Annotated in this window: 22 protein-coding genes, 2 tRNA genes and 1 pseudogene; 15 read left to right on the forward strand and 10 right to left on the reverse strand. The window is 54.2% G+C overall.

Annotated features, from left to right (window positions below; all coding sequences use genetic code 11):
* Positions 1-65 precede the first annotated feature (65 nt).
* From KUF54_RS03770 to KUF54_RS03785, 4 genes are all read left to right on the forward strand, one after another.
* A tRNA-Gly gene (locus KUF54_RS03770) sits at positions 66-141 on the forward strand.
* 98 nt (positions 142-239) lie between these two features.
* Positions 240-328: transfer RNA gene (locus KUF54_RS03775), tRNA-Leu, on the forward strand.
* A 226-nt stretch (positions 329-554) separates the two neighbouring features.
* Entirely contained in the window at positions 555-1187 is a 633-nt protein-coding gene (locus tag KUF54_RS03780; protein ID WP_219345369.1) for a DUF6806 family protein, read from the forward strand.
* An 88-nt stretch (positions 1188-1275) separates the two neighbouring features.
* Positions 1276-1881 carry a YgjP-like metallopeptidase domain-containing protein gene (locus KUF54_RS03785; RefSeq protein ID WP_219345370.1) on the forward strand — a complete coding sequence of 202 codons (606 nt, stop codon included), beginning with the start codon at positions 1276-1278 and terminating at the stop codon, positions 1879-1881.
* 9 nt (positions 1882-1890) lie between these two features.
* Here the strand turns inward: KUF54_RS03785 and murI are convergent, their stop codons facing one another.
* From murI to KUF54_RS17355, 3 genes are all read right to left on the reverse strand, one after another.
* Positions 1891-2763, reverse strand: coding sequence for a glutamate racemase (murI, locus tag KUF54_RS03790; protein WP_219345371.1), 873 nt, complete (start codon positions 2761-2763; stop codon positions 1891-1893).
* 88 nt (positions 2764-2851) lie between these two features.
* Entirely contained in the window at positions 2852-3337 is a 486-nt protein-coding gene (locus tag KUF54_RS03795) for a hypothetical protein (RefSeq protein WP_255576284.1), read from the reverse strand.
* A 75-nt stretch (positions 3338-3412) separates the two neighbouring features.
* A complete protein-coding gene (locus tag KUF54_RS17355) occupies positions 3413-3736 on the reverse strand; it encodes a hypothetical protein (RefSeq protein WP_255576285.1) in 324 nt (107 codons plus the stop codon).
* A gap of 733 nt (positions 3737-4469) precedes the next feature.
* Here KUF54_RS17355 and KUF54_RS03805 point away from each other — a divergent pair.
* The 8 genes from KUF54_RS03805 to KUF54_RS03840 all read left to right on the forward strand — a co-directional run bounded on the left by KUF54_RS03805 (position 4470) and on the right by KUF54_RS03840 (position 12532).
* Positions 4470-7445, forward strand: a complete 2976-nt coding sequence (locus KUF54_RS03805; RefSeq protein WP_219345373.1) for a monovalent cation/H+ antiporter subunit A — start codon at positions 4470-4472, stop codon at positions 7443-7445.
* On the forward strand, positions 7445-7810 hold the full coding sequence (locus tag KUF54_RS03810) for a Na+/H+ antiporter subunit C (protein WP_219345374.1): 366 nt from the start codon (positions 7445-7447) through the stop codon (positions 7808-7810). Before KUF54_RS03805 ends, KUF54_RS03810 begins: the two co-directional genes overlap by 1 nt.
* Positions 7807-9636 carry a monovalent cation/H+ antiporter subunit D gene (locus tag KUF54_RS03815; protein ID WP_219345375.1) on the forward strand — a complete coding sequence of 610 codons (1830 nt, stop codon included), beginning with the start codon at positions 7807-7809 and terminating at the stop codon, positions 9634-9636. Before KUF54_RS03810 ends, KUF54_RS03815 begins: the two co-directional genes overlap by 4 nt.
* Positions 9633-10133: a Na+/H+ antiporter subunit E gene (locus KUF54_RS03820; protein ID WP_219345376.1), complete on the forward strand. Its 501-nt coding sequence runs from the start codon at positions 9633-9635 to the stop codon at positions 10131-10133. Before KUF54_RS03815 ends, KUF54_RS03820 begins: the two co-directional genes overlap by 4 nt.
* Positions 10130-10408: a K+/H+ antiporter subunit F gene (locus KUF54_RS03825; protein WP_099737635.1), complete on the forward strand. Its 279-nt coding sequence runs from the start codon at positions 10130-10132 to the stop codon at positions 10406-10408. Before KUF54_RS03820 ends, KUF54_RS03825 begins: the two co-directional genes overlap by 4 nt.
* Positions 10405-10845, forward strand: a complete 441-nt coding sequence (locus tag KUF54_RS03830; protein ID WP_219345377.1) for a cation:proton antiporter — start codon at positions 10405-10407, stop codon at positions 10843-10845. The genes KUF54_RS03825 and KUF54_RS03830 overlap by 4 nt, the downstream gene beginning before the upstream one ends.
* A 107-nt stretch (positions 10846-10952) precedes the next feature.
* Positions 10953-11330 carry a fluoride efflux transporter CrcB gene (crcB, locus tag KUF54_RS03835; RefSeq protein ID WP_219345378.1) on the forward strand — a complete coding sequence of 126 codons (378 nt, stop codon included), beginning with the start codon at positions 10953-10955 and terminating at the stop codon, positions 11328-11330.
* Between the two features lie 329 nt (positions 11331-11659).
* Positions 11660-12532, forward strand: a complete 873-nt coding sequence (locus tag KUF54_RS03840) for a TIGR00730 family Rossman fold protein (RefSeq protein WP_219345379.1) — start codon at positions 11660-11662, stop codon at positions 12530-12532.
* A gap of 115 nt (positions 12533-12647) precedes the next feature.
* Here KUF54_RS03840 and KUF54_RS03845 read toward each other — a convergent pair whose 3' ends face one another.
* From KUF54_RS03845 to KUF54_RS03855, 3 genes are all read right to left on the reverse strand, one after another.
* Positions 12648-13286, reverse strand: a complete 639-nt coding sequence (locus KUF54_RS03845) for a DUF938 domain-containing protein (protein ID WP_219345380.1) — start codon at positions 13284-13286, stop codon at positions 12648-12650.
* Between the two features lie 67 nt (positions 13287-13353).
* Complete coding sequence (locus tag KUF54_RS03850; protein ID WP_255576286.1) at positions 13354-13950, reverse strand: hypothetical protein; 597 nt, start codon at positions 13948-13950, stop codon at positions 13354-13356.
* Between the two features lie 156 nt (positions 13951-14106).
* On the reverse strand, positions 14107-14745 hold the full coding sequence (locus KUF54_RS03855; RefSeq protein WP_255576287.1) for a hypothetical protein: 639 nt from the start codon (positions 14743-14745) through the stop codon (positions 14107-14109).
* 377 nt (positions 14746-15122) lie between these two features.
* Here KUF54_RS03855 and KUF54_RS03860 point away from each other — a divergent pair.
* Positions 15123-16264, forward strand: a pseudogene (locus tag KUF54_RS03860) (IS3 family transposase); the annotation flags it as partial.
* Between the two features lie 601 nt (positions 16265-16865).
* On the opposite strand, the gene KUF54_RS03865 reads toward KUF54_RS03860, so the two are convergent.
* Together KUF54_RS03865 and KUF54_RS17520 are read right to left on the reverse strand one after the other, a co-directional pair.
* Positions 16866-17372, reverse strand: a complete 507-nt coding sequence (locus KUF54_RS03865; RefSeq protein WP_219345382.1) for a hypothetical protein — start codon at positions 17370-17372, stop codon at positions 16866-16868.
* Between the two features lie 672 nt (positions 17373-18044).
* The gene (locus tag KUF54_RS17520) at positions 18045-18428 is read right to left on the reverse strand and encodes a pentapeptide repeat-containing protein (RefSeq protein WP_219345383.1); all 384 of its coding nucleotides are present in this window, start codon (positions 18426-18428) and stop codon (positions 18045-18047) included.
* Positions 18429-18569: 141 nt separating this feature from the next.
* Between KUF54_RS17520 and KUF54_RS03875 the strand changes: the two genes are divergently transcribed.
* Positions 18570-18884: a phage integrase N-terminal SAM-like domain-containing protein gene (locus KUF54_RS03875; RefSeq protein WP_219345384.1), complete on the forward strand. Its 315-nt coding sequence runs from the start codon at positions 18570-18572 to the stop codon at positions 18882-18884.
* A gap of 95 nt (positions 18885-18979) precedes the next feature.
* Complete coding sequence (locus tag KUF54_RS03880) at positions 18980-19300, forward strand: hypothetical protein (RefSeq protein ID WP_219345385.1); 321 nt, start codon at positions 18980-18982, stop codon at positions 19298-19300.
* Between the two features lie 151 nt (positions 19301-19451).
* Here KUF54_RS03880 and KUF54_RS03885 read toward each other — a convergent pair whose 3' ends face one another.
* Both KUF54_RS03885 and KUF54_RS03890 read right to left on the reverse strand, forming a co-directional pair.
* Positions 19452-21005 carry a fumarate hydratase gene (locus KUF54_RS03885; protein WP_219345386.1) on the reverse strand — a complete coding sequence of 518 codons (1554 nt, stop codon included), beginning with the start codon at positions 21003-21005 and terminating at the stop codon, positions 19452-19454.
* A gap of 155 nt (positions 21006-21160) precedes the next feature.
* A complete protein-coding gene (locus KUF54_RS03890; RefSeq protein WP_255576288.1) occupies positions 21161-23305 on the reverse strand; it encodes a bifunctional diguanylate cyclase/phosphodiesterase in 2145 nt (714 codons plus the stop codon).
* Positions 23306-23460 lie beyond the last annotated feature (155 nt).

Genomic DNA, 23460 nt, shown 5'->3' on the forward strand with positions numbered 1-23460 from the left:
AAAAAGGTAAAAAAGCGTGGCTATAATTCAACTCTGATCTGTAAGCTGCACAGCTTTTCAGAAATGCGGGAATAGCTCAGTTGGTAGAGCGATACCTTGCCAAGGTATAGGTCGACGGTTCGAACCCGTTTTCCCGCTCCAAATTTTGAAAAGGGAAGCAAATGCTTCCCTTTTTTATTGCTTTAGTCCTATGACTGATGCAATACTTCTCATCAGCGCTTGCGCTGAGTGTGAAGTGGGCCTCGATGGTGAAATTGGTAGACACTGCAGACTTAAAATCTGCCGCTTTTAACAAAGCGTGCCGGTTCGATTCCGGCTCGAGGCACCAAAATTGAAAAGCTTGCTATTTAAAATATAGCAAGCTTTTTTTAATGGTGGATTGATCCGCCTTAGACATGCCACTTGATTGAAAGTGGGAGAATTCAAGGCCTGCGATGTGATCTGACACTGTGATGTCGAGTATTGCTTTCGGAGCTTGGAAAACCCCATACTTCGGTGCACGATGACTCTCAGTTCTGTCATGCTGACAGGGCCTGCACTCCAAGAGAAAAAAGATGCCTAGTTACAACGCTGCTTTTGAAATTCATGTCCACGGTCAGGTTCTGCTCCGTGCTGATGTTACGTACGAGCAGTTGCAAGACGCATTGCGTCCTTTGTGGGCCTATGCCGGTGCGCGCTCGTTGACTGAAGCCGAGGGGAGTCTTTATGAAGAAGAGCCCGGGCTTAAGCTCGACAAAAAAGAGCATCTGCTGCAGATGTGCTGGACGGTGCGGGGCGATGAAGACTTCCGTCAGGCGCTGGACGATATGTGCATGGGCCTGAACGAGCTGGCAGAGCAGGGCGCAGCCATTGAAGTGACCTTCTACGACACTGAATTCGATGAAGAAGAAGCCCCTGAAGAGGCACAAAGCCGCGACGACTTTGTGATGCTTTTTGTGGGCCCCAATCCAGCAGCCATCATGCAGGTGCAGCGTGACCTTCTTGTGCAAGATGTGATTGGCCTTATGGAGCGCCACTTTGATGGAGCTGAGTTGACTGGCGTGGTGCAGGAGGTTGATAAGTTATTTGCGCAGCGCTTTGAAGCGCTGGTCAGCTCACTAGAGTTGGGCAAGCCGCCACGTGGTGGCTCTGGCGGGACAGGCTCTGGCCATGGTGGTGGTAATCGCCGTCCACGTCATTTGCATTGATTTTCTGCACTGATTTACAGATTTTAAAATTGCAAAGCCCTCTGCTCTGCGGTCATCTGGCCGTGACACAGAGGGTTTGTCTTTTGTCATGAAGCCCATTCTCACGCCCAAATATTCAGGAGCCATCACGCCGCAGTTGCGTAAAGAAAGGGCTGCGCGCTCCAGCGCTGTGGATGCGCCGGCTCAGTTGGCTTTGCCGTATCTGTCAGGTTACGCGCCATCACTTCAAAGCAAAGTGCGCGAATGGCTGGTCGCAGGTAAAGCAGGTGAATGGTTGTTGAAAAAGTACCCGCAACCCCATGTGGTGCGTACAGATAAAGCACTTTATGCATATGTTGACGACATTAAGGCTGAATATCTGCGCAATGCGGGCCAGTTGCACAAAGTGGCTTACGACAGCAAGATTCATGTGATGCGCAATGCGCTTGGCTTGCACACGCGGCGTTCTATTGCGCATGGCAGCAAGACCAATGCGCGGCACGAGATTCATATTGCGGCCATGTTCAAGCAGTCTCCGGATGCATTTTTGCGCATGATCTGCGTGCATGAGCTGGCGCATATCCGCATCATGGATCACGACAAAGTTTTCTATCAGCTGTGCGCGCACATGGAGCCTGAGTACCATCAGCTCGAATTTGATGTGCGCTTTTACCTCAGCTATTTAGATGGCGGTGGTGAGCCGCTTTGGGACTGATCTTCCACTTCAATTTGTCATTGCTGCATTAATCGACGGCACATTGACCGCCGAGCAGCAGCTTGCAGGCAGATTCAGCCAACGCTGAGCCGCAGCCTGAAGTGCGCTCAAAGTCCCAGTAGTTTGCAGCTGCACCCGCTGTGAGCAGGAATCCGGGGCGAGTAGCGCGCGCTGCTCCAGCATGCGCCGTGTCTGACGGGCGACGGGTGCGCCAGTGTCCAGCAATTGAATATCAGGCCCGAGTAATGCTCGCAGATCGTCTTTGGCAAAAATGTAATGCGTGCAACCTAGTACCAAGGTATCCATTTGCCCTGTTTTTTGGCCAAAGCTGCCTAAAGTCTCGGTGTACCTTGCGCAGAGTGCTCTTATTTCGGTAGTGTCGGCTTGCTCTGGCAGAGGCTGCTCAGTGCTGCGTTCAATCGCTTTGGCCAGCCCGTCACAGGCTTGTAAGTGAAAAGTGGCTCGCTCACTGTGGTCGGCCACCAGTCGCGCTACGCGCTGGCTATTGATGGTGGCGCGTGTCGCCATCACACCCACGTGGTGGGTTTGACTGGAAAACGATGCTGGCTTGATCGCAGGCTCTACCCCGATCACTGGCAGCTCTGGCATCAGGGCGCGAAGCAACTCCACGGCTGCGGCTGTAGCTGTGTTGCACGCTACCACCAGAATTTTGATGTTGTGCTGCCTGAGTAGATAGTGCGCAATGGCCAGACTGCGCTCTTGCACAAAGGCATCGCCTCGCGCATCGCCGTAGGGGGCGTTGCCACTGTCTGCAAGGTACACAAACTGCTCGTGTGGCAGCTCATGGCGTAGCGCCTGCAGCACGCTGAGGCCGCCAACACCGCTATCAAAAATACCGATCGGGGATTGAGGTGTGGGCATTGCGCTGGCGTTCAGGTCGAATGGGGATGCAGAAGCGGTTGTCAGTATGCGCCGCTTTGAGCGATACGAGGAGGCTCAAAGTGAGGAATCAGGGCTCATCTTGCCCGCTTTGCGCAGCAGGTAGGCCGCAAAGTGAGCAGAACTGGTCAGCCTGGGCCATATCATGCCCGGCTAGGCATTGCCGGGTGCGTAGCAGCGAAGGAAGTCTCCAGCTGGAAAAAAAGATGCAGAAGGCCATGCCGTAGAACATCATCCAGTGGCCGGAGAAGGTGCGAAGGCCTTGCTGGCTGTCCATCTCGCGTGTGGAGATGGATAGAAAGAAGTTGATGAATGCATAGGCAAACAGGCCATAGGCGGCGTAGCTCATCCATTGCGGGCAGCCTGCAAGTACTTGCTTCCAAGAAAACTTCAGGCGATTGCCTTTGTTGATGCGATGTGAGATCAGCACAGCAGGCAGCCATACGACAAAAATGCCATTGGTGATACTGGTCATCACTTGGAACTGCATATCCTCCGTCAGCAGACTTTGCAGCTGGGCGACATGCCCTGTAAGTGAAGCAAAGTGCAGTGTCATGCTGCACAATAGCCCCAGGCTGGAGAGGAGTAGAAGAGGGAGTAAAAGTAATCGCATGCTTTGGTTCTTCAGGGCTTATTGAACACGCGAAGTGGCCAACTCAATCGTGTGAATGCTGCAGCCAAAGTAGCTTTTCCGCGCAAAGATGCGTGCGGGCAGCGGGCCATCGGGTGTTTCGTCAAAAGCGTCTTCATTAAGGCAAAACTCAAACAAAATGTAGTGAATGTCTGGTAGTTTGAGTTGCTGGCGGCAGGCATGTCGGCCGGATCCGCGTTTTTTCTCAGCGGTGCCAGTAAACATCACCTCATCGCCCATCGCACGGGTGTAGGCCATTGGCAGCGTAGCGACCAGATCCAGCCAGAGCACAAAGACAAAAAAACAGATACACAGGGCGGTCATCAGCGAGCGCTTGATAGGGCCGTAGCCTGTCCACGGGCCTGCTGGGCGCCAGAGCTTGCGTCGATACAGGCTGCGGCCATAGCCCGCCAGCTGAGGTCAGTAGCAGTGCGCCATAGAGAGACAGCAGCTGCCAGTGGGCTGCAGGCACAAAGCTGCGCCAGACGATGGGGGCTAGAGCACCGATTAGCGAGAGCAGAAAAATGGAGATCATCCATTTCTGTGGGGAGGGTGTTCTAGGTTTCCAGAGCCAGTTCATTTTTTAGGATGGCTTTAGGCTTTGACGCATGTGGGCATTGGCCAGAGCAATGCCGCGTATGACTGGCTGCTGCTGGCGCACCAGAATAAAACCAGAGTGTATAAAAAATGATTGAGCATTCAAGCTGGCTGGTCTGGTGCCCATGCGTGTAGATGCTCTGACGTGTAGTGCGAGGCAGCAAGTTGATGGACAGCTCTGTGAAAATTTTTCCTCAGCGTCACATCACCATTAGCTGGATAACTGCGTATATGCATGGATTGCAGGCGACTTGAGATTGGTGAAAATACATTCAGACCGGTCTTGTCGCACCTAGGGAGTGATGTAAACCCTGTTGTGATTGCTTCTTTATCTGCACGCAACCCGCTGTTTTGATGAGGTTTCATGCGTCAATTGAATGTAATTGGACGTCTAAAATCAGTTAAATGCTCAGGTTTTTGTAGCGGTTAAAAGTATCAAACCAACTAGAATAATCCGCTCATGCCCCTGATTTACCTCATCCTCTTACCCTTTGCCGGCAGTATTTTGGCTGCCTTGTTGCCTGCGAATGCCCGTAATACGGAGTCCACGCTGGCCGGCGTTATCGCGCTGTTTTGTGCCATTCAAGTCGGGATGCTCTTTCCTGAAATGGCGGATGGAGCGGTATTGAGGCAGGAAATTGCTTGGCTTCCAGCTCTTGGCTTGAACCTTGTCATTCGCATTGATGGGTTTGCATGGATGTTTGCCATGCTGGTCTACGGTATTGGCGCGTTGGTAGTGCTTTATGCGCGCTACTACATGTCCCCGGCAGACCCTGTTCCCCGCTTTTTCTCGTTTTTTCTGGCATTTATGGGGGCGATGGCAGGTGTGGTTTTGTCGGGCAACATCATTCAATTGGTGTTCTTCTGGGAGCTAACAAGTCTCTTCTCGTTCTTGCTGATTGGCTACTGGTACCACCGCAAAGATGCGCGCCGAGGTGCCCGCATGGCCCTGACCGTGACTGGCACCGGTGGATTGGCCATGTTGTTGGGCATGCTGGTACTCGGTCATATCGTGGGCAGTTATGACTTAGATAACGTGTTGGCTGCAGGGCAGCAAATTCGTGATAGCCACCTTTATCTGGTGGCATTAGTGTTGATTTTGCTGGGTGCGTTGACTAAAAGTGCTCAATTCCCTTTCCACTTTTGGCTGCCGAACGCCATGGCGGCACCCACACCGGTGTCGGCTTATTTGCACTCCGCGACCATGGTCAAAGCGGGGGTGTTCTTGCTGGCGCGTATGTGGCCGGTGCTGGCAGATACCGAGGCATGGTTCTGGATGGTGGGCGGGGCCGGCGCGCTAACGCTGCTGATTGGTGGCTATTGCGCCATGTTTCAGCATGATCTCAAGGGCTTGCTCGCGTATTCGACGATTTCCCACTTAGGCCTGATCACCTTGCTGTTGGGCTTGAACAGCAAGTTGGCTGCAGTGGCTGCTGTGTTCCACATCATGAATCACGCTACGTTTAAAGCGTCGCTCTTCATGGCTGCGGGCATTGTGGATCACGAAAGCGGGACTAGAGATATCCGGCGCCTATCTGGCCTGCGGTTTTTAATGCCAATTACCGCTACCTTGGCCTGCGTGGCCAGTGCAGCGATGGCGGGCGTTCCGCTGCTTAACGGCTTTATATCCAAAGAAATGTTCTTTGCGGAGACCGTTTATTTGGATGCCGCGCCCTGGGTTAAGACCATTTTGCCGGTGATTGCGACCATTGCTGGCATGTTCAGCGTGGCTTATTCACTGCGCTTTACGGTCGATGTTTTCTTTGGTCCCAAGGCCACTGATTTACCGCATGAGCCGCACGAGCCTCCGCACTGGATGCGTGTACCTGTTGAGTTGCTGGTACTGGCTTGTTTGATTGTGGGCATCTTCCCCGCCTGGGCGGTGGGCGGCTTCTTGGCTGCTGCGGCCGCGCCGGTTGTTGGCGGAGATTTGCCGGAGTACAGCTTGGCGATCTGGCATGGCTGGAATATGCCGCTGATCATGAGCTTGGTGGCGCTGGTGGGCGGTATTTTGCTTTACACCATGCTGCGCTGGCAGCGCTCTGCCGGGCATTTCGACACTACGCCGGTGCTGGGTCGTGTCAGTGGCCGCGCTATTTTTGAAAATCTACTGGCCCGCATTACTTGGTTGGGCCGGGCAGGGCGGCGCAACCTGTCCACACGTCGTCTGCAATGGCAAATGCTGTGGCTGTTCAGCATCGCGCTGGTAGCTGCTGCACTACCGCTGTGGATTTGGGGTGTGAAGCTGGGCAATCGCGACATGTTGCCGGTTTCCTGGGCTTTTGTGCTGCTCTGGTCTATCGGTTGCCTGTGCGCCTTGGCGACTGCATGGAAGGCCAAATACCACCGAATGACGGCCTTGATCATGTTGGGTGGTACAGGTTTGTGTACCGTGCTGACCTTCCTGTGGTTCTCAGCCCCTGATTTGGCTTTGACTCAGTTAGTGGTTGAAGTGGTCACGACGGTGCTGATTTTGCTGGGTTTGCGTTGGCTGCCCAAGCGTGACAAAAACATGCGTTTTGCGGATAAAGCGGACGCACGCGCCAAGGCGCGTCGCCTGCGCGATCTCGCTCTTTCGTTGATTGCCGGTGGTGGTATGGCTTGGTTGGCCTTTGCCATGATGAGCCGACCTTTCCACGAAAGCACTTCCACCTTCTTCCTGGAGAATGCTTTGGGCGGCGGTGGTGGCACCAATGTGGTGAACGTGACGCTGGTGGACTTCCGCGGCTTTGATACCTTTGGTGAGATTGTGGTGCTGGGTATTGTGGCGATCGTCATCTATGCCTTGCTGCGCCGTTTCCGCCCTGCGCGCGAAGCGATGGACATTCCAGAGCAGCAGCGCTATGTGCCAGGTGATTTGCAGACCGATTTGCTCAACCCCCGTAACGCCAGCGATACAGCTGTTGGTTATTTGATGGTGCCTGCGGTGCTGGTGCGACTTTTATTGCCGTTTGCAGCGCTGGTGTCTGCTTACATCTTTGTGCGCGGCCACAATCAACCTGGTGGCGGCTTTGTGGCTGGTCTGGTGTTCTCTGTCGCTTTGCTGATGCAGTACATCATCTCTGGCACACATTGGGTCGAGGCACACTTGCCGCTGTACCCGCGCCGCTGGATTGCTGCAGGCCTGTTGTTTGCGTTGGCGACCGGTATGGGCTCTATCTTTGTGGGCTATCCATTCCTGACCAGCCATGGTTTTGATTTTTCTTTGCCGCTGCTGGGTCATGTGCATTTCGCCAGTGCCACGTTTTTTGATATTGGCGTATTCGTGCTGGTTGTCGGCGCCACGATGCTGATCTTGACTGCGATTGCCCACCAATCAGTACGCGGTCATCGCTTCCATGCACGTTTGCTGGAAGAGCAAGAACAAGAAGCCAAGAAGGCAGAAGCTGCAGTGCAGGCCGCGACGGCCGAAGCGCTGGCACGGGGAGGTATCTAATGGAAATCGTTCTGGCTATTGCCATCGGTGTGCTCACCGGCTCTGGGGTTTGGCTGCTGCTGCGCCCGCGTAGTTATCAGTTCATCATGGGATTGGCGCTGCTGTCGTATGCCGTCAATCTGTTCATCTTTTCTATGGGCCGCCAAGGTCTTGCAATCAACAAGGTGCCTGTGCTGCAAAACGGCCTGCCCACCGACTTGTCTCACTATGCCGACCCCATGCCGCAGGCATTGGTTCTGACGGCCATCGTTATCGGTTTTGCGATGACGGCCTTGTTCTTGGTGGTGCTGCTCGCATCGCGTGGATCTTCGGGTAATGACCATGTGGATGGCTTGCACTCGCGCAACGAGCAGGAAATGCTATGAAGGCTTGGACTGAGTACCTGATGCCGCACTTGATGCTGGCGCCGATCTTGCTGCCCATGCTGTCTGCAGCGCTGATGCTATTTTTGCGTGAAGAGCGTCAGCGTATGAAGCTGGGTATCAACCTAGTTTCGACGTCGATTAGCCTCGTGATTGTGGTCATGCTGCTGGGGTGGACCAATCAAGCTGGCTCGGCCGTCACTATGTCGGTGTACATGCCCGGTAACTGGCCTGCACCCTTTGGCATTGCCTTGGCCATGGATCGGCTCACCGCTTTGATGCTGCTGGTCACCTATGTCGTGGCGCTGTCATCGCTGGTGTTTTCTGCTGGGCGCTGGCACAAGGCGGGGGTGAACTTTCACCCGCTGTTCCAATTGCAGCTCATGGGACTGAGCGGTGCATTCATCACCGCTGACTTGTTCAACCTATTCGTGTTTTTTGAGATCATGCTTGCCGCCTCTTATGGCTTGCTGCTGCATGGCTCTGGTAGCACTCGTATCCAGTCTGGACTTCACTATATTGCTATTAATTTGGTGGCGTCCTCGCTGTTCCTGATTGGTGTGTCCATGCTCTACGGCATCACGGGCACTCTCAATATGGCGGACTTGGCTCGCGCCATTCCGTTGGTACAGGACGCTGATCGTGGCCTGTTACATGCGGCTGCGGGTGTGCTGGGAACCGCCTTTTTAATTAAAGCTGCGCTGTGGCCGCTGAACTTTTGGCTGGTACCCGGTTACAGCGCCGCCACCGCCCCTGTCGGCGCGCTGTTTGCCTTGATGACCAAAGTTGGCGTTTATGTCATCTTGCGCCTTTGGACCTTGCTTTTCAGCTCAGAAGCTGGCGCTTCGGCTCTGTTTGGTGGCACTTGGCTGGTTGTGGGCGGCATGCTGACCATGGCTTTTGGTGCGATCGGCATGTTGGGCTCTCAGCGACTGACCCATCTGGCAGGTTTTGCCGCCATTTTGTCGTCAGGCACTTTGCTGGCTGCCACCGGCTTTGGGCAGAATTTGCTCACTGCAGGCCTGCTGTACTACCTGCCGGGCTCCACCTTGGCAGTGGCTGCGCTGTTCTTGATTGCTGATGTGGTCGATCGCTGGCGTAGCGACGAAGAAGAAGGCGAGCCTTATGAGGATAACGAGGCTCCCTTTTTGAATGCTGAGTTACTCCCGACAGAAGGTTTTAACCTCGATGAAGATGAAGAGCTACTGATTGGTCGGGCTTTTCCCGCAGCAGCTGCCTTCTTGGGTGTGAGCTTTATGGCCTGCACTTTGCTCATCTCGGGTTTACCTCCGCTGGCGGGCTTTTTGGGCAAATTCGCAATGCTGACTAGCTTGCTCAATCCCTTGGGCATTGGCATGTCTGCAGGCATGAACCCCGGAGTGCTGGGTTGGTGCATGGTGGCATTACTCATCATCACGGGCTTGATGGCGCTGCTGGCGCTGACGCGAGTAGGTATTCGCCACTTTTGGGCGAACCCAGAGACAAGCGCACCTTCGCTCAAAGTGGCTGAGGGCTTACCCATTGCCTTCTTGTTGCTGTGCTGCCTGACCTTGTCTGTCAAAGCCGATGATGTGATGCGCTACACCGAGCGTGCGGCCAATGCTTTGCATTCGCCGGATGTCTATGTGCGCACCGTGATGGGCTTGGAGCCCGTGCCTGCACCCAAAGAAAAAAAGGCTTTAGAAGCTGCGGGCCCTGAGGCCGCAGCACGCGCTGCGGCGCATGAAATGCAGGCTGAGCCTGTGCCCGGGATTGGCCAAGAGATTGATAGCTCGGATAACGCCCAGCCTCTTAGTGTTTCAGCTCAGAAAGTGGATGCGCGACCATGAAGAAATTGATGAAATCCATCTTCCCTGCGCCGCTGCTGTCTATTGCATTGCTGGTGCTGTGGCTATTGCTGAATCGTTCGGTCAGCGCCGGGCAGATTTTTTTGGGTCTGGTGTTGGGCCTTCTAATCCCCGTTCTACTGGGCGGCTTGCGCCCAGTGACTGTGCGGGTGAGGCACCCCCTAACCATTCTTAAACTGGCATTTCGTGTGGTGTATGACACCACGGTGTCTAACTTCAATGTGCTGCGTTTTTTGCTGTTCCCGCGTCTGCGTCATCACCCGGCAGGTTTTGTGCATATCCCGCTAGAGCTGCGTGACCCCAATGCCTTGGCCGTGCTGGCCATGATTGTCTGCATTACCCCGGGCACGGCTTGGGCCGAGATTTCGCGTGATCGCTCCATGCTGCTGCTGCACGCGCTGGAAGTCGATGATGCGCAGCAAGTGATTGACCATATCAAGCAATGCTATGAGCGCCCGCTGATGGAGATTTTTGAATGACCCCCTGGTTTTATTGGGTGCTGATTGCCTCGCTGTTCATGCTGCTGGCGGCCATGGGCTGCTCGGTGCTGCGCTTGCTCAAAGGCCCGCATGCGCAAGACCGCGTGCTGGCACTGGACTGCATGTATCTCAACGGCATGCTGGTCATGCTGGTCATGGGTATTTTGTATGACAGCACCAACTACTTCGAAGCGGCTTTGTTGGTTGCCTTGTTTGGCTGCGTGGGATCGACTGCTATGGCCAAGTTCTTGCTGCGTGGTGAGGTGATTGAATGAGCACCGAAGTTATTGGCGTGGACTTGCCGTTGTGGGCTCAGATTTTGGTGGCCGCCTTGGTTTTTGGCGGTTCGTTGATTGCGCTCATGGGCTCTTTAGGACTGCTCAGGCTGGAAAGCTACTTTGAGCGTGTGCATGCCCCATCCATCATCGCCACCATGGGTTGTTGGCTCATCATGCATGCGACTTGGATTTACTTTTCCGTCAGCGGTCAGGGCTTTGTCATGCACTCGGTGCTGATCGCCATTTTTGTCGCGGTAACCGTGCCTATTACGACGATTTTCTTGATGCGCGCTGCGTTGTTTCGCTCGCGCCGTTCGGGCGAAGATGTGCCGCCTACGCTCAGCAACTTGGTGCGCAATGAGCCGCTGGACAAGGATGAGTTAGAGGACGAGCTAGAAGATGCCAAAGGCAAGGCTGATTCAAGCAAGGGTTGAGTGCCAAGCCCGGCTAACACAAGCTTGTTTGTCGTAGCTTCCTCTCAACGCAGCGCCTTAAAGATCGTCAACGCGCTCTAAGCAGCCATTCTAGGATAGATTGGCATATGCTCAATATTGTTGCTATCTGCGTCGGAGCCAGCCTAGGCGCACTTTCACGCTGGTGGCTGGGCTTGTGGCTGAGTGCCGGCACGGGCTTGCCGTGGGGCACTTTGGCCGCCAACCTCATTGGTGGTTATTTGATCGGGCTTTGCATTGCCTTGTTTCAGGCCATGCCCCAGTTAGATCCTGTCTGGAAGCTGGCCATCATCACCGGCTTTCTTGGTGCGCTCACAACCTTCTCAAGCTATTCCGCTGAAGTGATTGATTTGCTGCAGCAGCAGCGCCTAGGCGCTGCTCTTGGCTGGGCGGCGATTCACCTTGTGGGCTCGCTGTGCATGACCTATGTCGGTATGCTGAGCTGGAATGTTTTTATAGCCCGCTAAGAGCCGCTAACAGCAGCTTTGATACGTCGTTGCTAAGCCTTGTCTTACCTTTTGTACAGTCTGCAGCTTTGCGCCTCGTCTCAAACGTGTTGGGTAGTGTTTGCTGCTTTAAGTGACTGAGCCACTCACTACTATGCAGGCAAACAAGGTTCACATTCAGCGGTTAAATACCGGCGTGAGCTATCGCTTTGTGAGCGTATAGTGCAGGCATCACATGCACTGCAGGTGTGTTTGATATTGAAATTTTTGATGGATGAGCGGTCAGCGCTACTAAATCATTGATGGTTCAGGTAGCCCGTGCTGCTCAGCAATCTAAGAACTGAGGGCTCATGCAAATATCTTCCCCGCTGTCTGATACCGATCTGGCTACTGCCTGGGCTGAACTGCACAACCAAGTCCACAACGGCAAAGAGCTAGAGCCTCATTCCAACCGCCTCGCCTTCGCTGACCCGGAATTCATGTTTCGCCGCGAAACCCGTGGCATCCGTATGCAGCTGGAAATGCTCAAACCCGACCTGACCCAGGTCGAGCGCGGTATTGAGCACACCATCGTTGTCTATGGCAGCGCCCGTTTCATGGACATGGATCAGGCGCAGCAGCAACTGATGCAGGCCAAGGCCAGTGGTGATACTCAGCGCATGGCCTTGGCAGAGCGTGGTCTGCGTAATGCCCAGCGTTACGAAGCCGCACGCTCCTTCGCTCGTATCGTAGCAACCGAAGGCATGAAGCAAGAACCCAGCGAGCGCTTTTACATCTGCACAGGCGGCGGCCCCGGCATCATGGAAGCGGCCAACCGCGGTGCCTACGATGCAGGCGCGCCCAATGTGGGTCTCAACATCTACCTGCCGCATGAGCAGCATGGCAACCCCTACATCACGCCGGAGCTGAGCTTTAAGTTTCACTACTTTGCGCTGCGCAAAATGCATTTCATGATGCGCGCCAAAGCCTTGGTGGCTTTCCCCGGCGGCTTTGGCACCATGGATGAACTATTCGAGGTGCTAACGCTGGTGCAAACCCACAAGAGCAAGCCCGTGCCCGTGATTTTGTTTGGCACTGAGTTCTGGAAGAAGGTGCTGAACTTTGATGCGCTGATTGAAGAGGGCACGATTTCAGCCAAGGACTTGAACCTGTTTCGCTATACCGACGAGCCAGCTGAGGCATGGTCGCTGATTCAGCAGTTCTATAAGACTGGCTGGAATTGATTGGTGAATCACCACACCCATGAAAAAAAGCTGCTTAAGGCAGCTTTTTTTTCGCTCATGAATTCATAGCATTTAGTTAAGACCAGATAAGCACGAGAGGCTGTTTGAATATTGATTACTGCTGCTGGGTTTTACGAAACACCAGCGTGCGGTTATTGGCCGGCATGGCCTCATCAATTTGCAGCTGCATGCCGTGCTGTGCGGCCAGAGCCACCACATTTTCAAAATCGCGCAGGCCGCTTTGAGCATCGCGCAGGCGCAGCCAAGCATCAAAAGCTCGATTGCTATCGCTGGTAAAACGCCCACCGTAGTTGAATGGGCCGTAAATCGCAAAAATGCCGCCTTCAGGCAAATGCGCGCCCACCATCTCAAACATGCGCTGCACCAGCGGCCAAGCCACGATGTGGCAGATATTGCTGGTAAACACCGCGTCAAACCCTGGTTGATTTGCGGAAGCGGGCCATGGGCTGCTTGAGAGATCGAAGGCTAGCGGCGCACGCAGATTGGGTGCAGGGTGTGCGGTATGCCAAGCCACAATGCTGGGGTGGTTGTCGCTCAAGTCGCTGGTCTGCCAGATTAACTGAGGCAGGCGCGGTGCAAAATACACGCTGTGCTGGCCGGTGCCAGAGCCAATCTCAAGCACATGCCGGCTGGCTTGCAGCGCTGTTTTTAGGATAGCAAAAATGGCGGCTTGATTGTTCTCACAGGCCTGAGAAAAAGGCAGGGGCTGGGATGGAGGGCGCGTAGCGTTCATGACAGAGAAAGTGGGCAAAGTATGCCCATCATGCCGCGCCTTGAACTGAGATTTTCGTTTGAGGTGATCAAGGCTTGGAGCTGCTCATAAAGCGCAGCTTGATCTCAGGGCGCACACCAAGGCCGCCAATTTTCCAGCTGTAAGAGCCTATGCCGAGAATGGGGGCGCTGTTGGCGTTTTGTGAAATAACTTCGACATTGCTGGGCAGATGAACTGTGAGCTTGCCATTGAGGTTAATGCCCAACTGTGACAAGTCGTTCTTTTCTTTTTCTTTGAGCGGCTTGGCGGCAATCGTCATCACGCCATCTTGATCGGTTTGCACGCTAAACATGTCTAACAAGCGCAAAGACTCGCCCGCGGCTCGCGTGCCAGATATTTCTAAGCTAAAGCGTGCTTTGCCGTTGTACACCACTTTTTTGACATCTGGATCCTCTTGCATCTTCTGCGCTTGAGCAGTCATGCCTTGATGATCTTTGTCACTCAGCGAGCCTTGCTTTCTCAGCTTCATCATGCCCATGGCGTCAACAGCCGTGCCTTTATAGAGATAGCTGAAGCTGGCATCCGGGTGCACGTCCACCTTGGCCGTAAAACGCTCGGGTATCAAGCAGCCTGTGAGCAGCGCAGTCATGACCGTGACTGTCAACCAAGTAAAAGGCTTGCGCACGTGAACTCCTTGCCGATCTTGATTTTTCAGTCCTTGCAGGCGCAAGGCTGGAATTGATCGTAGAAGAAAAACGCCGCACTTAAATAGGGGCTGTCACCAGTTTGGGCGAATTTCAAAAATCATAGCGTTAAATGCTTTAGCAATAACAGCCAGAAACTATTTGGAAACTGCTTTTAATTGGGAAATCGCATCAATGAAACCTTGCAAAAACTTGCTTCGAGTTTGCTCGGCTAATGCAGGCCATTCAGACTGGGGCAGGCTTAACGACTCCTTGGTGAGCGTTTTGGCCAGCTGGGGGTCTTTTGCTGTTTGCACAGCCTGCACACCATGCAGATTGATCCAGCGTGGATCGTAGGCGTAAGGGGTTCTTCGATCCCACTCCACCACCTTGGCAATCAGTGCTTGTGCGTTGTCCAAGTCTTGAAATAGATAGCGGTTGATGGGGCCGCCAAAGTTCTGATTCATGACATCTACCGCAGGTCTGGCCGTCGGGTCAGCGCATCGATTGGCATCAAAACGTGCTCGCAACTGGCCTGCGTAAAACCAGAAAGCCGCCTCATCCTTTTGCCCTGCCTTGAACAGCAGCTGAGACATCACATAAAGCACCGGGGGCTGAAATCGCTCAGGGGCAGATCGCACACGATCGAGCACATTTTGCTGCTGCTGCGGCGAGCCTTGTGAGAGCAAGCGCAATGCTTCTTGGCCTAGCTTGGTTTCAATCTGCGCGAAAACTCCTACCGGTGCCAGCGCTTGCGTAGCTGGCGGTGCAATGGGCAAGGGCGTTGCAGCGTGCAAAGGCGGTGCCGGCTGCGGAGTTTGTGCGCTAGCAAAGCTACATAACGCCAACAGAGTGAAAGCAGCTAACTTTGCTGCAGCCGTTCTCTTCTCGAGTCTCTTGTGTGTGCGGTAAGCGGTCAATTTAATGTAGGACCAAGCCTTAATTAACTTGTACTTATCTTAATTGCTATGTATCAAATTGCTTGATGGTATTTACCAATGAGTCTCGCTTAGATATTGAAGAAATAAGTTACAGCCTAAGGCCCTTGGGACTCGCTATCTGGTATTGCTTTTGCTTGCCAGCAGAGCATGCACAAGGAATCGCCCCAAACTGAATCGACCAGACTTTTGTAGATAGTTCACAGCGTTCTATTACCGTTCAAATTGAAGTCCATATGAACGCACAACGCTACCTAGAAGGATTTAGGATTGAAGCGGTCAAGCAAATCTTGGAACACGGCCACAGCGGGGCCGACGTCTCACGCCGTTTAGGCGTGAGCACGCATAGCCTGTACAAGTGGATTCGACTCCAGCAAATCCCTGCCGCACAGCGCCTGGAGCAAGTCAGTCAAAGCGAAGAGTTAGGCCGTATCAAAGCAGAGCTCAAGCGGGTCACTGAGGAGCGTGACATCCTAAAAAAGCGGCGGCGTACTTCGCTCGCCAGTGCGACTGAGGTACGCCTTCATTGCCAAGCACCAGGTGATTTACAGTGTTGTGCGCATGTGCTGCATGCTGCAATTGCACCCAGTGGTTACTATTCGTGGAGGGCTCAGCCGCAAAGTCCACGTGCGGCCGATGACAGCGTCTGTTAGGTTTGCTGAATCAGGCTTGGCTAGAAAGCGATGGCGTGTATGGCTATCGTAAGTTGATGCTGGACATGCGTGGTTTAGGCGAGACCTGCAGCAGGCACCGGGTGGCCAAGCTGCTGCGCAGCGAGGGACTAAAGGCGCGAGGCTATGGCCGACGCCCTCGTATGCGAGGAGGTGCACCAGCAGTCGTGGCTCCCAACTTGCTAGCGCAGCAGTTCCGCGTGAATGCGCCCAACAAAGTCTGGGTGACCGACATCACCTACATCCAAACCCATGAGGGTTGGTTGTACCTAGCGACAGTGATTGACTTGTTCTCGCATCAAGTGGTGGGTTGGGCAACGGGTAGCCGCATCGATACGCAGTTGCCCTTGGATGCATTGCATATGGCGCTCTGGCGCAGAAAGCCATGTAATACCGTGACCGTACTTTCCGACCAAGGCTGCCAATTTACAAGCCATGAATGGCAGCAGTTCCTGGCCCGTCATAACCAGCAGCCCAGCACGAGCAGACGCGGAAACTGTCACGACAACGCAGTTGGGGAAAGCTTCTTCCAGTTGTTGAAACTGGAACGCATTCGCAGAAAAATCTATCCTACTAGGCAAGAGGCGCACAGCGATGACTTCAGCTACATCGAAATGTTTAACAACCCCATCTTTAGACATTCGTCTGCGGATGGCTGGTCTCCCATAGAGTTTGAGAGACGCAATTCTGTGAGGTTGGCCGCTATCTGGGAAAAGCTGGTCGATTCACAGTGGATGGATGTGACTGCCGAGGCAACGGACTATGAAAATGAGAGCTACTGGGCAATGAAAGACGCCGATCAGAAGCCAAAAACACTTAAAAATTGCATAAAACCACCAGGCGAAGTCTGTCGTAAAGCCAAACAGCTGGCTTCACAAGCACTGCGCAATGCCTCTAGCAAGCTGCCCGGCCGCCTGTCCGGCCCCAAGATCGACGAAATATGGGCCACTGGCTTTCACTTTGATGCGCCCAATACCTGTACTTGGCATGTACGTGATCTGAGTCCGAATTCCAACGACATTGACTGCACTAAACCGACCTGTCTCAAACAAGCCACTACGAACGTCTTGCGTAGTGACGTTGTCGCTCCAGTGTCCTTGCTGCAGCTTAAGTGAACGGATCGTCACCTCAGCACAGTTGAAGACAGCTGCTGCGGAGGTGCCGGGCTTGACGGAAAGTTGGCTGTGCGCGGTTGGTTCAATTAGCGCCCAGCCGCTCAAAAGCAGAGCCATGGTCGCAGGAAACTTCATTTGAGCTTAACGAACAAGGTAAGCGGCTGCCCCAAGGCCAGTCCACTTGAGCGTCGGGTTAGATTCTTCGTCCATCTGCATCGAGTCGAATGACTTCAGGCAGAAACATAAACCTCGGTGCATCAGGTTCCTCTGGAACAAGAAAAAGTGATCGACCGCACGAATGCGTGATATTTGATGTCCCATTCGAGTCAAATTTCAGGGGTGTCACTGCAAACTCGCCGCACCTTAAGCAACGTGCTGGTGAGTGGCGAGCTTGCGCTAAACGTAATTTAGCCTGGAGATATTTCAGTTCGGCTAAATCTTCTCGTGAAAATCCAAATAGGCGCTTAGCTATTCCGCGGTTGCGTTGCTCTATTTTCTTAATTTCTGCCTGTATGGAACCCGATTCAATGACTTCCTCTGCCTCTGTGATGTTGTTGCATGTAGAGCACCAAGTGAAGCGCCTAAAACCTTCTACCGTTTCTCCAGAAGGAAGCCTGTATTCAAGCGTAATGGGGCGATGCTGTTTTATTCCCTCGAAAGTGCAGCCATGACAACGAACATAACCATTTGGCATGGACATGATGTCTCCTGTGATTTCTAAAGAATAAGGACAGCCCGCTTGAGCGCCGGATTCGTCCCCGCGCAAGTGGATGGACCTGGCCGCAAAGACCACGGACTATGAAAATGAGAGCTACTGGGCAAAGAAACACGCTGACCTGCAGCCAAACATACTGAAAACCCGCGCACAACCCGCAGGTGAAGCCCGCCGCAAAGCCCAACACCCAGCGAAAGAACGCTTGCGAAGGTGAATGGGGTCTGCATATTTATGGGCTTGAAAGAGCGGGAATGTGAAGCGGACTAACGAAAAAGCTAAGCCGACCGCAGTGTGCGGGTCGGCTTGAGCGCCGGGTTAGACCCGACGCAAGAAAACAGCCCTGATCGCAAAGGCCACGGAATACGAAAACAAGAGCTACCTGCCCTGGTGAAATAAGGGCTAGAGGCCAAAAGACCAATAACTTACCAAACGTCATCACAACCGGCTGCAGGCGAAGCCCCAACAAACTCCAAACACCCAGCGGATAAACGCTTGCGAGGGTAAATGGCGCTTGAATATTCATGGGCTGAAATGAGTGGGAATAAAAGGTAGGCTAACACCCGCGGTAAGCCGCGCCGTAGTGCGAAGCACGGAGGGCACTCACAAGCGAAGCTTGTGGGCGTCGGCTTGACCAACTGGTTAGGCTGCTGTTCATTGCTAGTCTTTGTAAGTCACTTCCTTCGGAAGGCCAATGCAATCGGATTGCGTGCACGCATACCAACGGCTCTCATCGAACCTGCAATCGCTACCGAGATTGTCTTTGATGAACTTGCACTCAATGAAGCGACATTCAGTGAAGCTGCAGCTGGAAAAGGTGGCACCTCGAAAAACGCAGTTCTTGAACTCGACATTTACGAAGGTCGCGACGTTGAAGAGGCTCCAGTACCATTCGCATCTTTCGATTACACAGCCGACTAGAACGCCTTCAAAGCCACGACCTTCAATGTCGAGTCTGCTGAAGTTGCAGTACTTGAATGAGCTTTCCTCCCAACCCTTGGGGAGCGAACTGTTCTGCTCAAAATCCGTGCTCTCGAAATACACAGTGACTTTCTATGTAGAGGCCTAACTAAAATTAGATGTAAGTAATCTTAACAATGCTGTTTGTCTAAGGCAATTGGCTCGATTGCATTTCATAGGGAAACTTCCATCACCCGTAATTTAGAGCGGTCTAAAAATTGGCGGATGAACGCACCATCGCCCCTCCCAAAAAAACGGCTCTCCCGCCTGCGGGAGCATTTGCGTGGGCGCCACTACAGCATTCGCACGCAAGAAGCTTATGCCGAGTGGGCCAAGTGCCTTATTCTTTTTCACTACAAGCGCCACCCGCAAGACATGGGCGCGGCAGAGGTGGAGGCTTTTTTGACGCATTTGGCCGTGGAGCGGCAAGTGGCAGCATTCACACAAAACCAGACCAAGGCGGCACTGCTGTACCTTTACAAGCTGAAGCCAGCTTCCGAGCTATCTGCAAGGCTTATCACCCTCGCTCGCCCCGGGTAGACCTGTTGCGGCAACAATCTCGCTATCCGTGCGCCAAACGTCAATGCACAACTGTTGACCAGACGCTCCCTGCAAGAACAACGCGATTGATCATCATGAATAAATTTTCACAGAGCGCTAAAGCGCAACTGCCTTACACCCTGCTGCTCGATGCGGAAACCGGCCGCGCAGCGGCTTACAACAGTACGAATCAGCTGATTACAGCGCAGGCCAGCAAGGAACTGGTGGCTTTTGCGCTAGCCAATGCACGCCAGAATTTGGCGTTTGATGTGGCGGGTCACGCTGCTACGCCTAATCGCCGCCCACCCCCTGCCTGGGCTACGGCTGAAGTGCAAGAGCGTTTGCGCCTGATCTGGATTCAGCTGCCCAGCAGTGATGCATCAGATAGCGAGTGGCTGGAGATTCCTGCCAAGTAAGCGCGTGCAAGGCAAAACTTGATACGTCGATCTTCAATGGGGTCGACATAAAAAAACCGCCCGAAGGCGGTTTTTTTGATGGGGCGCTCTCGCCAAAAAAGGATGCAGCTATTGAGCCATTACCTCAAGGCGAGAGGCTAAGGTCACAGGCTTACGCGCCGGCGACGGTGATGCCTTTGAATTCGCCCGTGGCGATCTTTTCTTTCCACACGGCTGGGCCGGTGATGTGGGCGCTGGTGCCGCCGGCATCCACGGCCACTGTCACGGGCATGTCTACCACGTCGAATTCGTAGATGGCTTCCATGCCCAGGTCTTCAAAGCCCACCACCTTGGCGTGTTTGATGGCCTTGGAGACGAGGTAGGCGGCGCCGCCCACGGCCATCAGGTAAGCAGACTTGTGCTTTTTGATGGCTTCGATGGCGACAGGGCCGCGCTCGGACTTGCCGATCATGGAGATCAGACCGGTTTGTGACAGCATCATCTCGGTGAATTTGTCCATGCGGGTGGCGGTAGTGGGGCCTGCAGGGCCAACCACTTCGTCGCGCACGGGGTCCACAGGGCCCACGTAGTAGATGACGCGGTTGGTGAAGTCCACGGGCAGCTTTTCGCCCTTGGCCAGCATGTCGTGGATGCGCTTGTGTGCAGCGTCACGGCCGGTGAGCATCTTGCCGTTGAGCAAGATGGTGTCGCCGGGCTTCCAGCTGGCAACTTCTTCGCGGGTCAGGGTGTTCAGGTCGACGCGCTTGGACTTGTTGTAGTCAGGTGCCCAGTCGATCTTGGGCCAGGTGTCCAGCGATGGTGGGTCCAGATACACGGGGCCAGAGCCATCCATCACAAAGTGGGCGTGGCGAGTGGCGGCGCAGTTTGGGATCATGGCCACGGGCTTGGAGGCGGCGTGCGTGGGGTACATGTTGATCTTGACGTCCAGCACGGTTGTGAGGCCGCCCAGACCTTGGGCACCAATGCCTAGAGCGTTGATCTTCTCGAACAGCTCCAGACGCAGCTTTTCCACGTCGTCCAGCTCGGCACCGCTGGCCGCTTTTTGCTGCAGCTCGTACATGTCCAGATCTTCCATCAGGCTTTCTTTGGCCAGCAAAACGGCTTTTTCTGCCGTGCCGCCAATGCCGATGCCGATCATGCCGGGGGGGCACCAGCCTGCGCCCATGGTGGGGATGGTTTTGAGCACCCATTCAACGAGGTCGTCGCTGGGGTTCATCATGATCATTTTGGACTTGTTCTCGGAGCCACCGCCCTTGGCAGCCACAGTCACTTCCACGGTGTTACCGGGGACGATTTGCACGTTGATGACGGCAGGCGTGTTGTCCTTGGTGTTCTTGCGCTTGAAGTGAGGGTCCGCCACGACGGAGGCACGCAGGGTGTTGTCCGGGTGGTTGTAGGCGCGGCGCACGCCTTCGTTGATGGCGTCTTCCAGACCCATGGTGAAGCCTTCCCACTTCACATCCATGCCCACTTTGAGGAACACGTTGACGATGCCGGTGTCCTGGCAGATGGGGCGCTGGCCGGTGGCGCTCATCTTGGAGTTGGTGAGAATTTGCGCCATCGCATCCTTGGCCGCAGGGCTTTGCTCGCGCTCATAGGCGCGGGCCAGATGCTGGATGAAATCAGGCGTGTGGTAGTAGCTGATGTACTGCAGGGCACCTGCGACGGAGTCGATCAGGTCCTGCTGGCGGATGGAAGTTGTCATCGGGGGCTTCTCGGGTTTGCAATCTTCTGTACGCGTGGGGTGCGTACGGTAAACCCTGTGATTATGGTGCCAGACGACAAGTTTTGCAGCCCATAACCCGCAAGTCTTATATAGGACTTGGGGCAGGCGCTGAGAAGGTGGTGAGAACGCGTGCCCTAGTTCAAGTTGCCAAGGATGGACTTAGAAAATTCGGCCTGATCATCAGATTTGTCGCCCTTGGCCCAAGCCAGCAGCTTGTCGGCTGGCATGGGTCTGGCGAACAAGTAGCCTTGAAGCTCATCGCAGCGCATATTGAGCAAAATGTCGCGCTGGCCTGCAGTTTCCACGCCTTCGGCTACAACGCGCACACCTAGAGCATGGGCCAGGCGTACGACAGCGTGAACCACGGCGCGGGCGTCTTCGCGGGTTTCCAAGTCGGTGATGAAGCTGCGGTCAATTTTGAGTTGCTGGGCAGGCAGCTGGCGCAGATAGTTGAGGCTGGAGTAACCGGTGCCAAAGTCGTCAATCGAGAGGAAGACACCGATCTCGCGCAACTCTTCAAAGGTGCGTTGGGTGGCTTGCGTGTCTTCCATCGCCACGGATTCGGTAATCTCGCACAGCAGCTGATTTGCCTGCACATTGTGGCGTTGCAAGGCTTGGGTAATGCGCTCGGCCAGCCCGCTTTCACGCAGTTGATGCACGGAAAGGTTGATGGCCATGCGCATTTGCAGCCCCAGTGCTTGCCACTCGGCCAACTGGCGGCAGGCTTCTTCAATCACCCAGTTGCCTAGGCTGTTGATGATGCCAAAGCGCTCGGCCAGCGGAATGAAGGTGTCGGGCGCAATCATGCCGCGCTCAGGGTGAGTCCAGCGCAGCAAGGCCTCGACACCAATAATGCTGCCGCGTTCACCATCAATCTTGGGCTGGTAATGCAAAGAAATTTGCTTGCGTTCAATGGCATGGCGCAAATCGTTTTGCAGCTCAAGCTGCTCAGAGGCATCGCTGCCCATATGGGGCTCAAACATGGCAAAACCATTGCCACCATTGCGCTTGGCGACATACATGGCCGCATCAGCATTGGCGATTAAGTGGTCGCGGTCACCATGGTCGGGGAAGACGACGATACCGATGGAGCAGGTGATTTGCAGCTCTTTACTTCCGAGGTGAAAGGGCTGGCTCAGACTTTTGAGGATGCGATTGGCAACTGCCATACAGGCTGCAGCGTCTTGCGTATCTTCTAGAAGCAGCAAAAATTCATCGCCACCAATACGGGCCACAGTGTCGCTGCTACGCGCTTGCGCCAGAAGTCGCTGAGAGGCGCTAATCAAAATTTCATCGCCTGCGGCGTGGCCGAAAGAGTCATTGATGGGTTTGAAACCGTCTAAATCGACAAACAAAATGCCCAGGCGCTCTTTGACGCGGGGATGGTTGCTTCGCTCTAGCCGCAGCAGGGCGTGAATCAAGCGGTCTTCAAACAGCAGGCGATTGGGTAGTTTGGTGAGTGGGTCCGCAAAGGCGCGCTGGCGCAGCTCGTTGTTCACCATTTGCAGCTTGCTATTGCTTTCCTTTAATGACTTGTTGAGTTTGAAGGCGGTGCTTTGCAAGCGAGCATCGAGCACGGTGCTAAAGAGCGCTGCAATCAACAGCATGGCTGTGGTGATGACGATGATGGTTGTAAGCTCGGGCCCGCCTAGTGCATCGGCGCTTAAGCAGGCAGCACCGCTGGCAAAGCTGGCAGCAGACATGCCGGTGTAGTGCATGCCGCAGATGGCAAAACCCATGACAAGCGCCGCGAGCGATTGAAACAGCAAAAGTTTGCGGCCCGATAGCGTAAACATGACGCGAAACAGGTTCAGAGCCGTGGCAGATGCCAGCACGGCAATCACAGCGGAGACGGCGACTAAGTCCCAGTCCCAAACGATGGGGATGGACATGTCGATGGCGAGCATGCCCAAGTAATGCATGGCGCAAATGCCAAAGCCCATGGCGAGCGAAGCCATCAGAAAATGCTGCCAGTGGTAATTTTTCTTCGTGCTTACGTTAAAAGCTAGGGCAGAGGCCGCAACCGCTGAAGCCCATGAAGCTAGGGTCAGCACGCCCTGATAGCCCAGCAAAATGGGCAGCTCAAAGGCCTGCATTCCAATGAAGTGGGTGGCCCAAATACCTGTGCCCATTACCATGGAGCCAATCAACCACCAGATACGACTGATACCCCCTGAGGCCAAGTGCACTCGACGCGCCAGTCCCAAAGTGACAAACGACGCAAGCACTGCCATGGCGATAGAAAAACCGACGGTTACCAAGCCATAGCTTGATGCCATGAAGGAATTTGCGATGGGATTAGAAAGGTCAGAAAGCATGGTTGTACTAACTTAGCAAGACTGCTTGGTTTCTATTCCAAGTTACAACTCAATTTAACTACGTATTTCAATATTTGCAGGCGCAATGCTGTTGAGAGCGATTGAAGTTGTTTTTT

The organism is Comamonas sp. Y33R10-2 (assembly GCF_019355935.1).
In the GTDB taxonomy this organism is placed as follows: Bacteria; Pseudomonadota; Gammaproteobacteria; order Burkholderiales; family Burkholderiaceae_C; genus Comamonas.

Excerpts from the sequence above, each read along its gene's own strand:
- KUF54_RS03780 (WP_219345369.1), top strand. The coding sequence starts at position 555 with ATGCCTAGTTACAACGCTGCTTTTGAAATTCATGTCCACGGTCAGGTT.
- KUF54_RS03785 (WP_219345370.1), top strand. The coding sequence starts at position 1,276 with ATGAAGCCCATTCTCACGCCCAAATATTCAGGAGCCATCACGCCGCAG.
- murI (WP_219345371.1), bottom strand. The coding sequence starts at position 2,763 with ATGCCCACACCTCAATCCCCGATCGGTATTTTTGATAGCGGTGTTGGC.
- KUF54_RS03795 (WP_255576284.1), bottom strand. The coding sequence starts at position 3,337 with ATGACACTGCACTTTGCTTCACTTACAGGGCATGTCGCCCAGCTGCAA.
- KUF54_RS17355 (WP_255576285.1), bottom strand. The coding sequence starts at position 3,736 with ATGACCGCCCTGTGTATCTGTTTTTTTGTCTTTGTGCTCTGGCTGGAT.
- KUF54_RS03805 (WP_219345373.1), top strand. The coding sequence starts at position 4,470 with ATGCCCCTGATTTACCTCATCCTCTTACCCTTTGCCGGCAGTATTTTG.
- KUF54_RS03810 (WP_219345374.1), top strand. The coding sequence starts at position 7,445 with ATGGAAATCGTTCTGGCTATTGCCATCGGTGTGCTCACCGGCTCTGGG.
- KUF54_RS03815 (WP_219345375.1), top strand. The coding sequence starts at position 7,807 with ATGAAGGCTTGGACTGAGTACCTGATGCCGCACTTGATGCTGGCGCCG.
- KUF54_RS03820 (WP_219345376.1), top strand. The coding sequence starts at position 9,633 with ATGAAGAAATTGATGAAATCCATCTTCCCTGCGCCGCTGCTGTCTATT.
- KUF54_RS03825 (WP_099737635.1), top strand. The coding sequence starts at position 10,130 with ATGACCCCCTGGTTTTATTGGGTGCTGATTGCCTCGCTGTTCATGCTG.
- KUF54_RS03830 (WP_219345377.1), top strand. The coding sequence starts at position 10,405 with ATGAGCACCGAAGTTATTGGCGTGGACTTGCCGTTGTGGGCTCAGATT.
- crcB (WP_219345378.1), top strand. The coding sequence starts at position 10,953 with ATGCTCAATATTGTTGCTATCTGCGTCGGAGCCAGCCTAGGCGCACTT.
- KUF54_RS03840 (WP_219345379.1), top strand. The coding sequence starts at position 11,660 with ATGCAAATATCTTCCCCGCTGTCTGATACCGATCTGGCTACTGCCTGG.
- KUF54_RS03845 (WP_219345380.1), bottom strand. The coding sequence starts at position 13,286 with ATGAACGCTACGCGCCCTCCATCCCAGCCCCTGCCTTTTTCTCAGGCC.
- KUF54_RS03865 (WP_219345382.1), bottom strand. The coding sequence starts at position 17,372 with ATGTCCATGCCAAATGGTTATGTTCGTTGTCATGGCTGCACTTTCGAG.
- KUF54_RS03875 (WP_219345384.1), top strand. The coding sequence starts at position 18,570 with ATGAACGCACCATCGCCCCTCCCAAAAAAACGGCTCTCCCGCCTGCGG.
- KUF54_RS03880 (WP_219345385.1), top strand. The coding sequence starts at position 18,980 with ATGAATAAATTTTCACAGAGCGCTAAAGCGCAACTGCCTTACACCCTG.
- KUF54_RS03885 (WP_219345386.1), bottom strand. The coding sequence starts at position 21,005 with ATGACAACTTCCATCCGCCAGCAGGACCTGATCGACTCCGTCGCAGGT.
- KUF54_RS03890 (WP_255576288.1), bottom strand. The coding sequence starts at position 23,305 with ATGGCATCAAGCTATGGCTTGGTAACCGTCGGTTTTTCTATCGCCATG.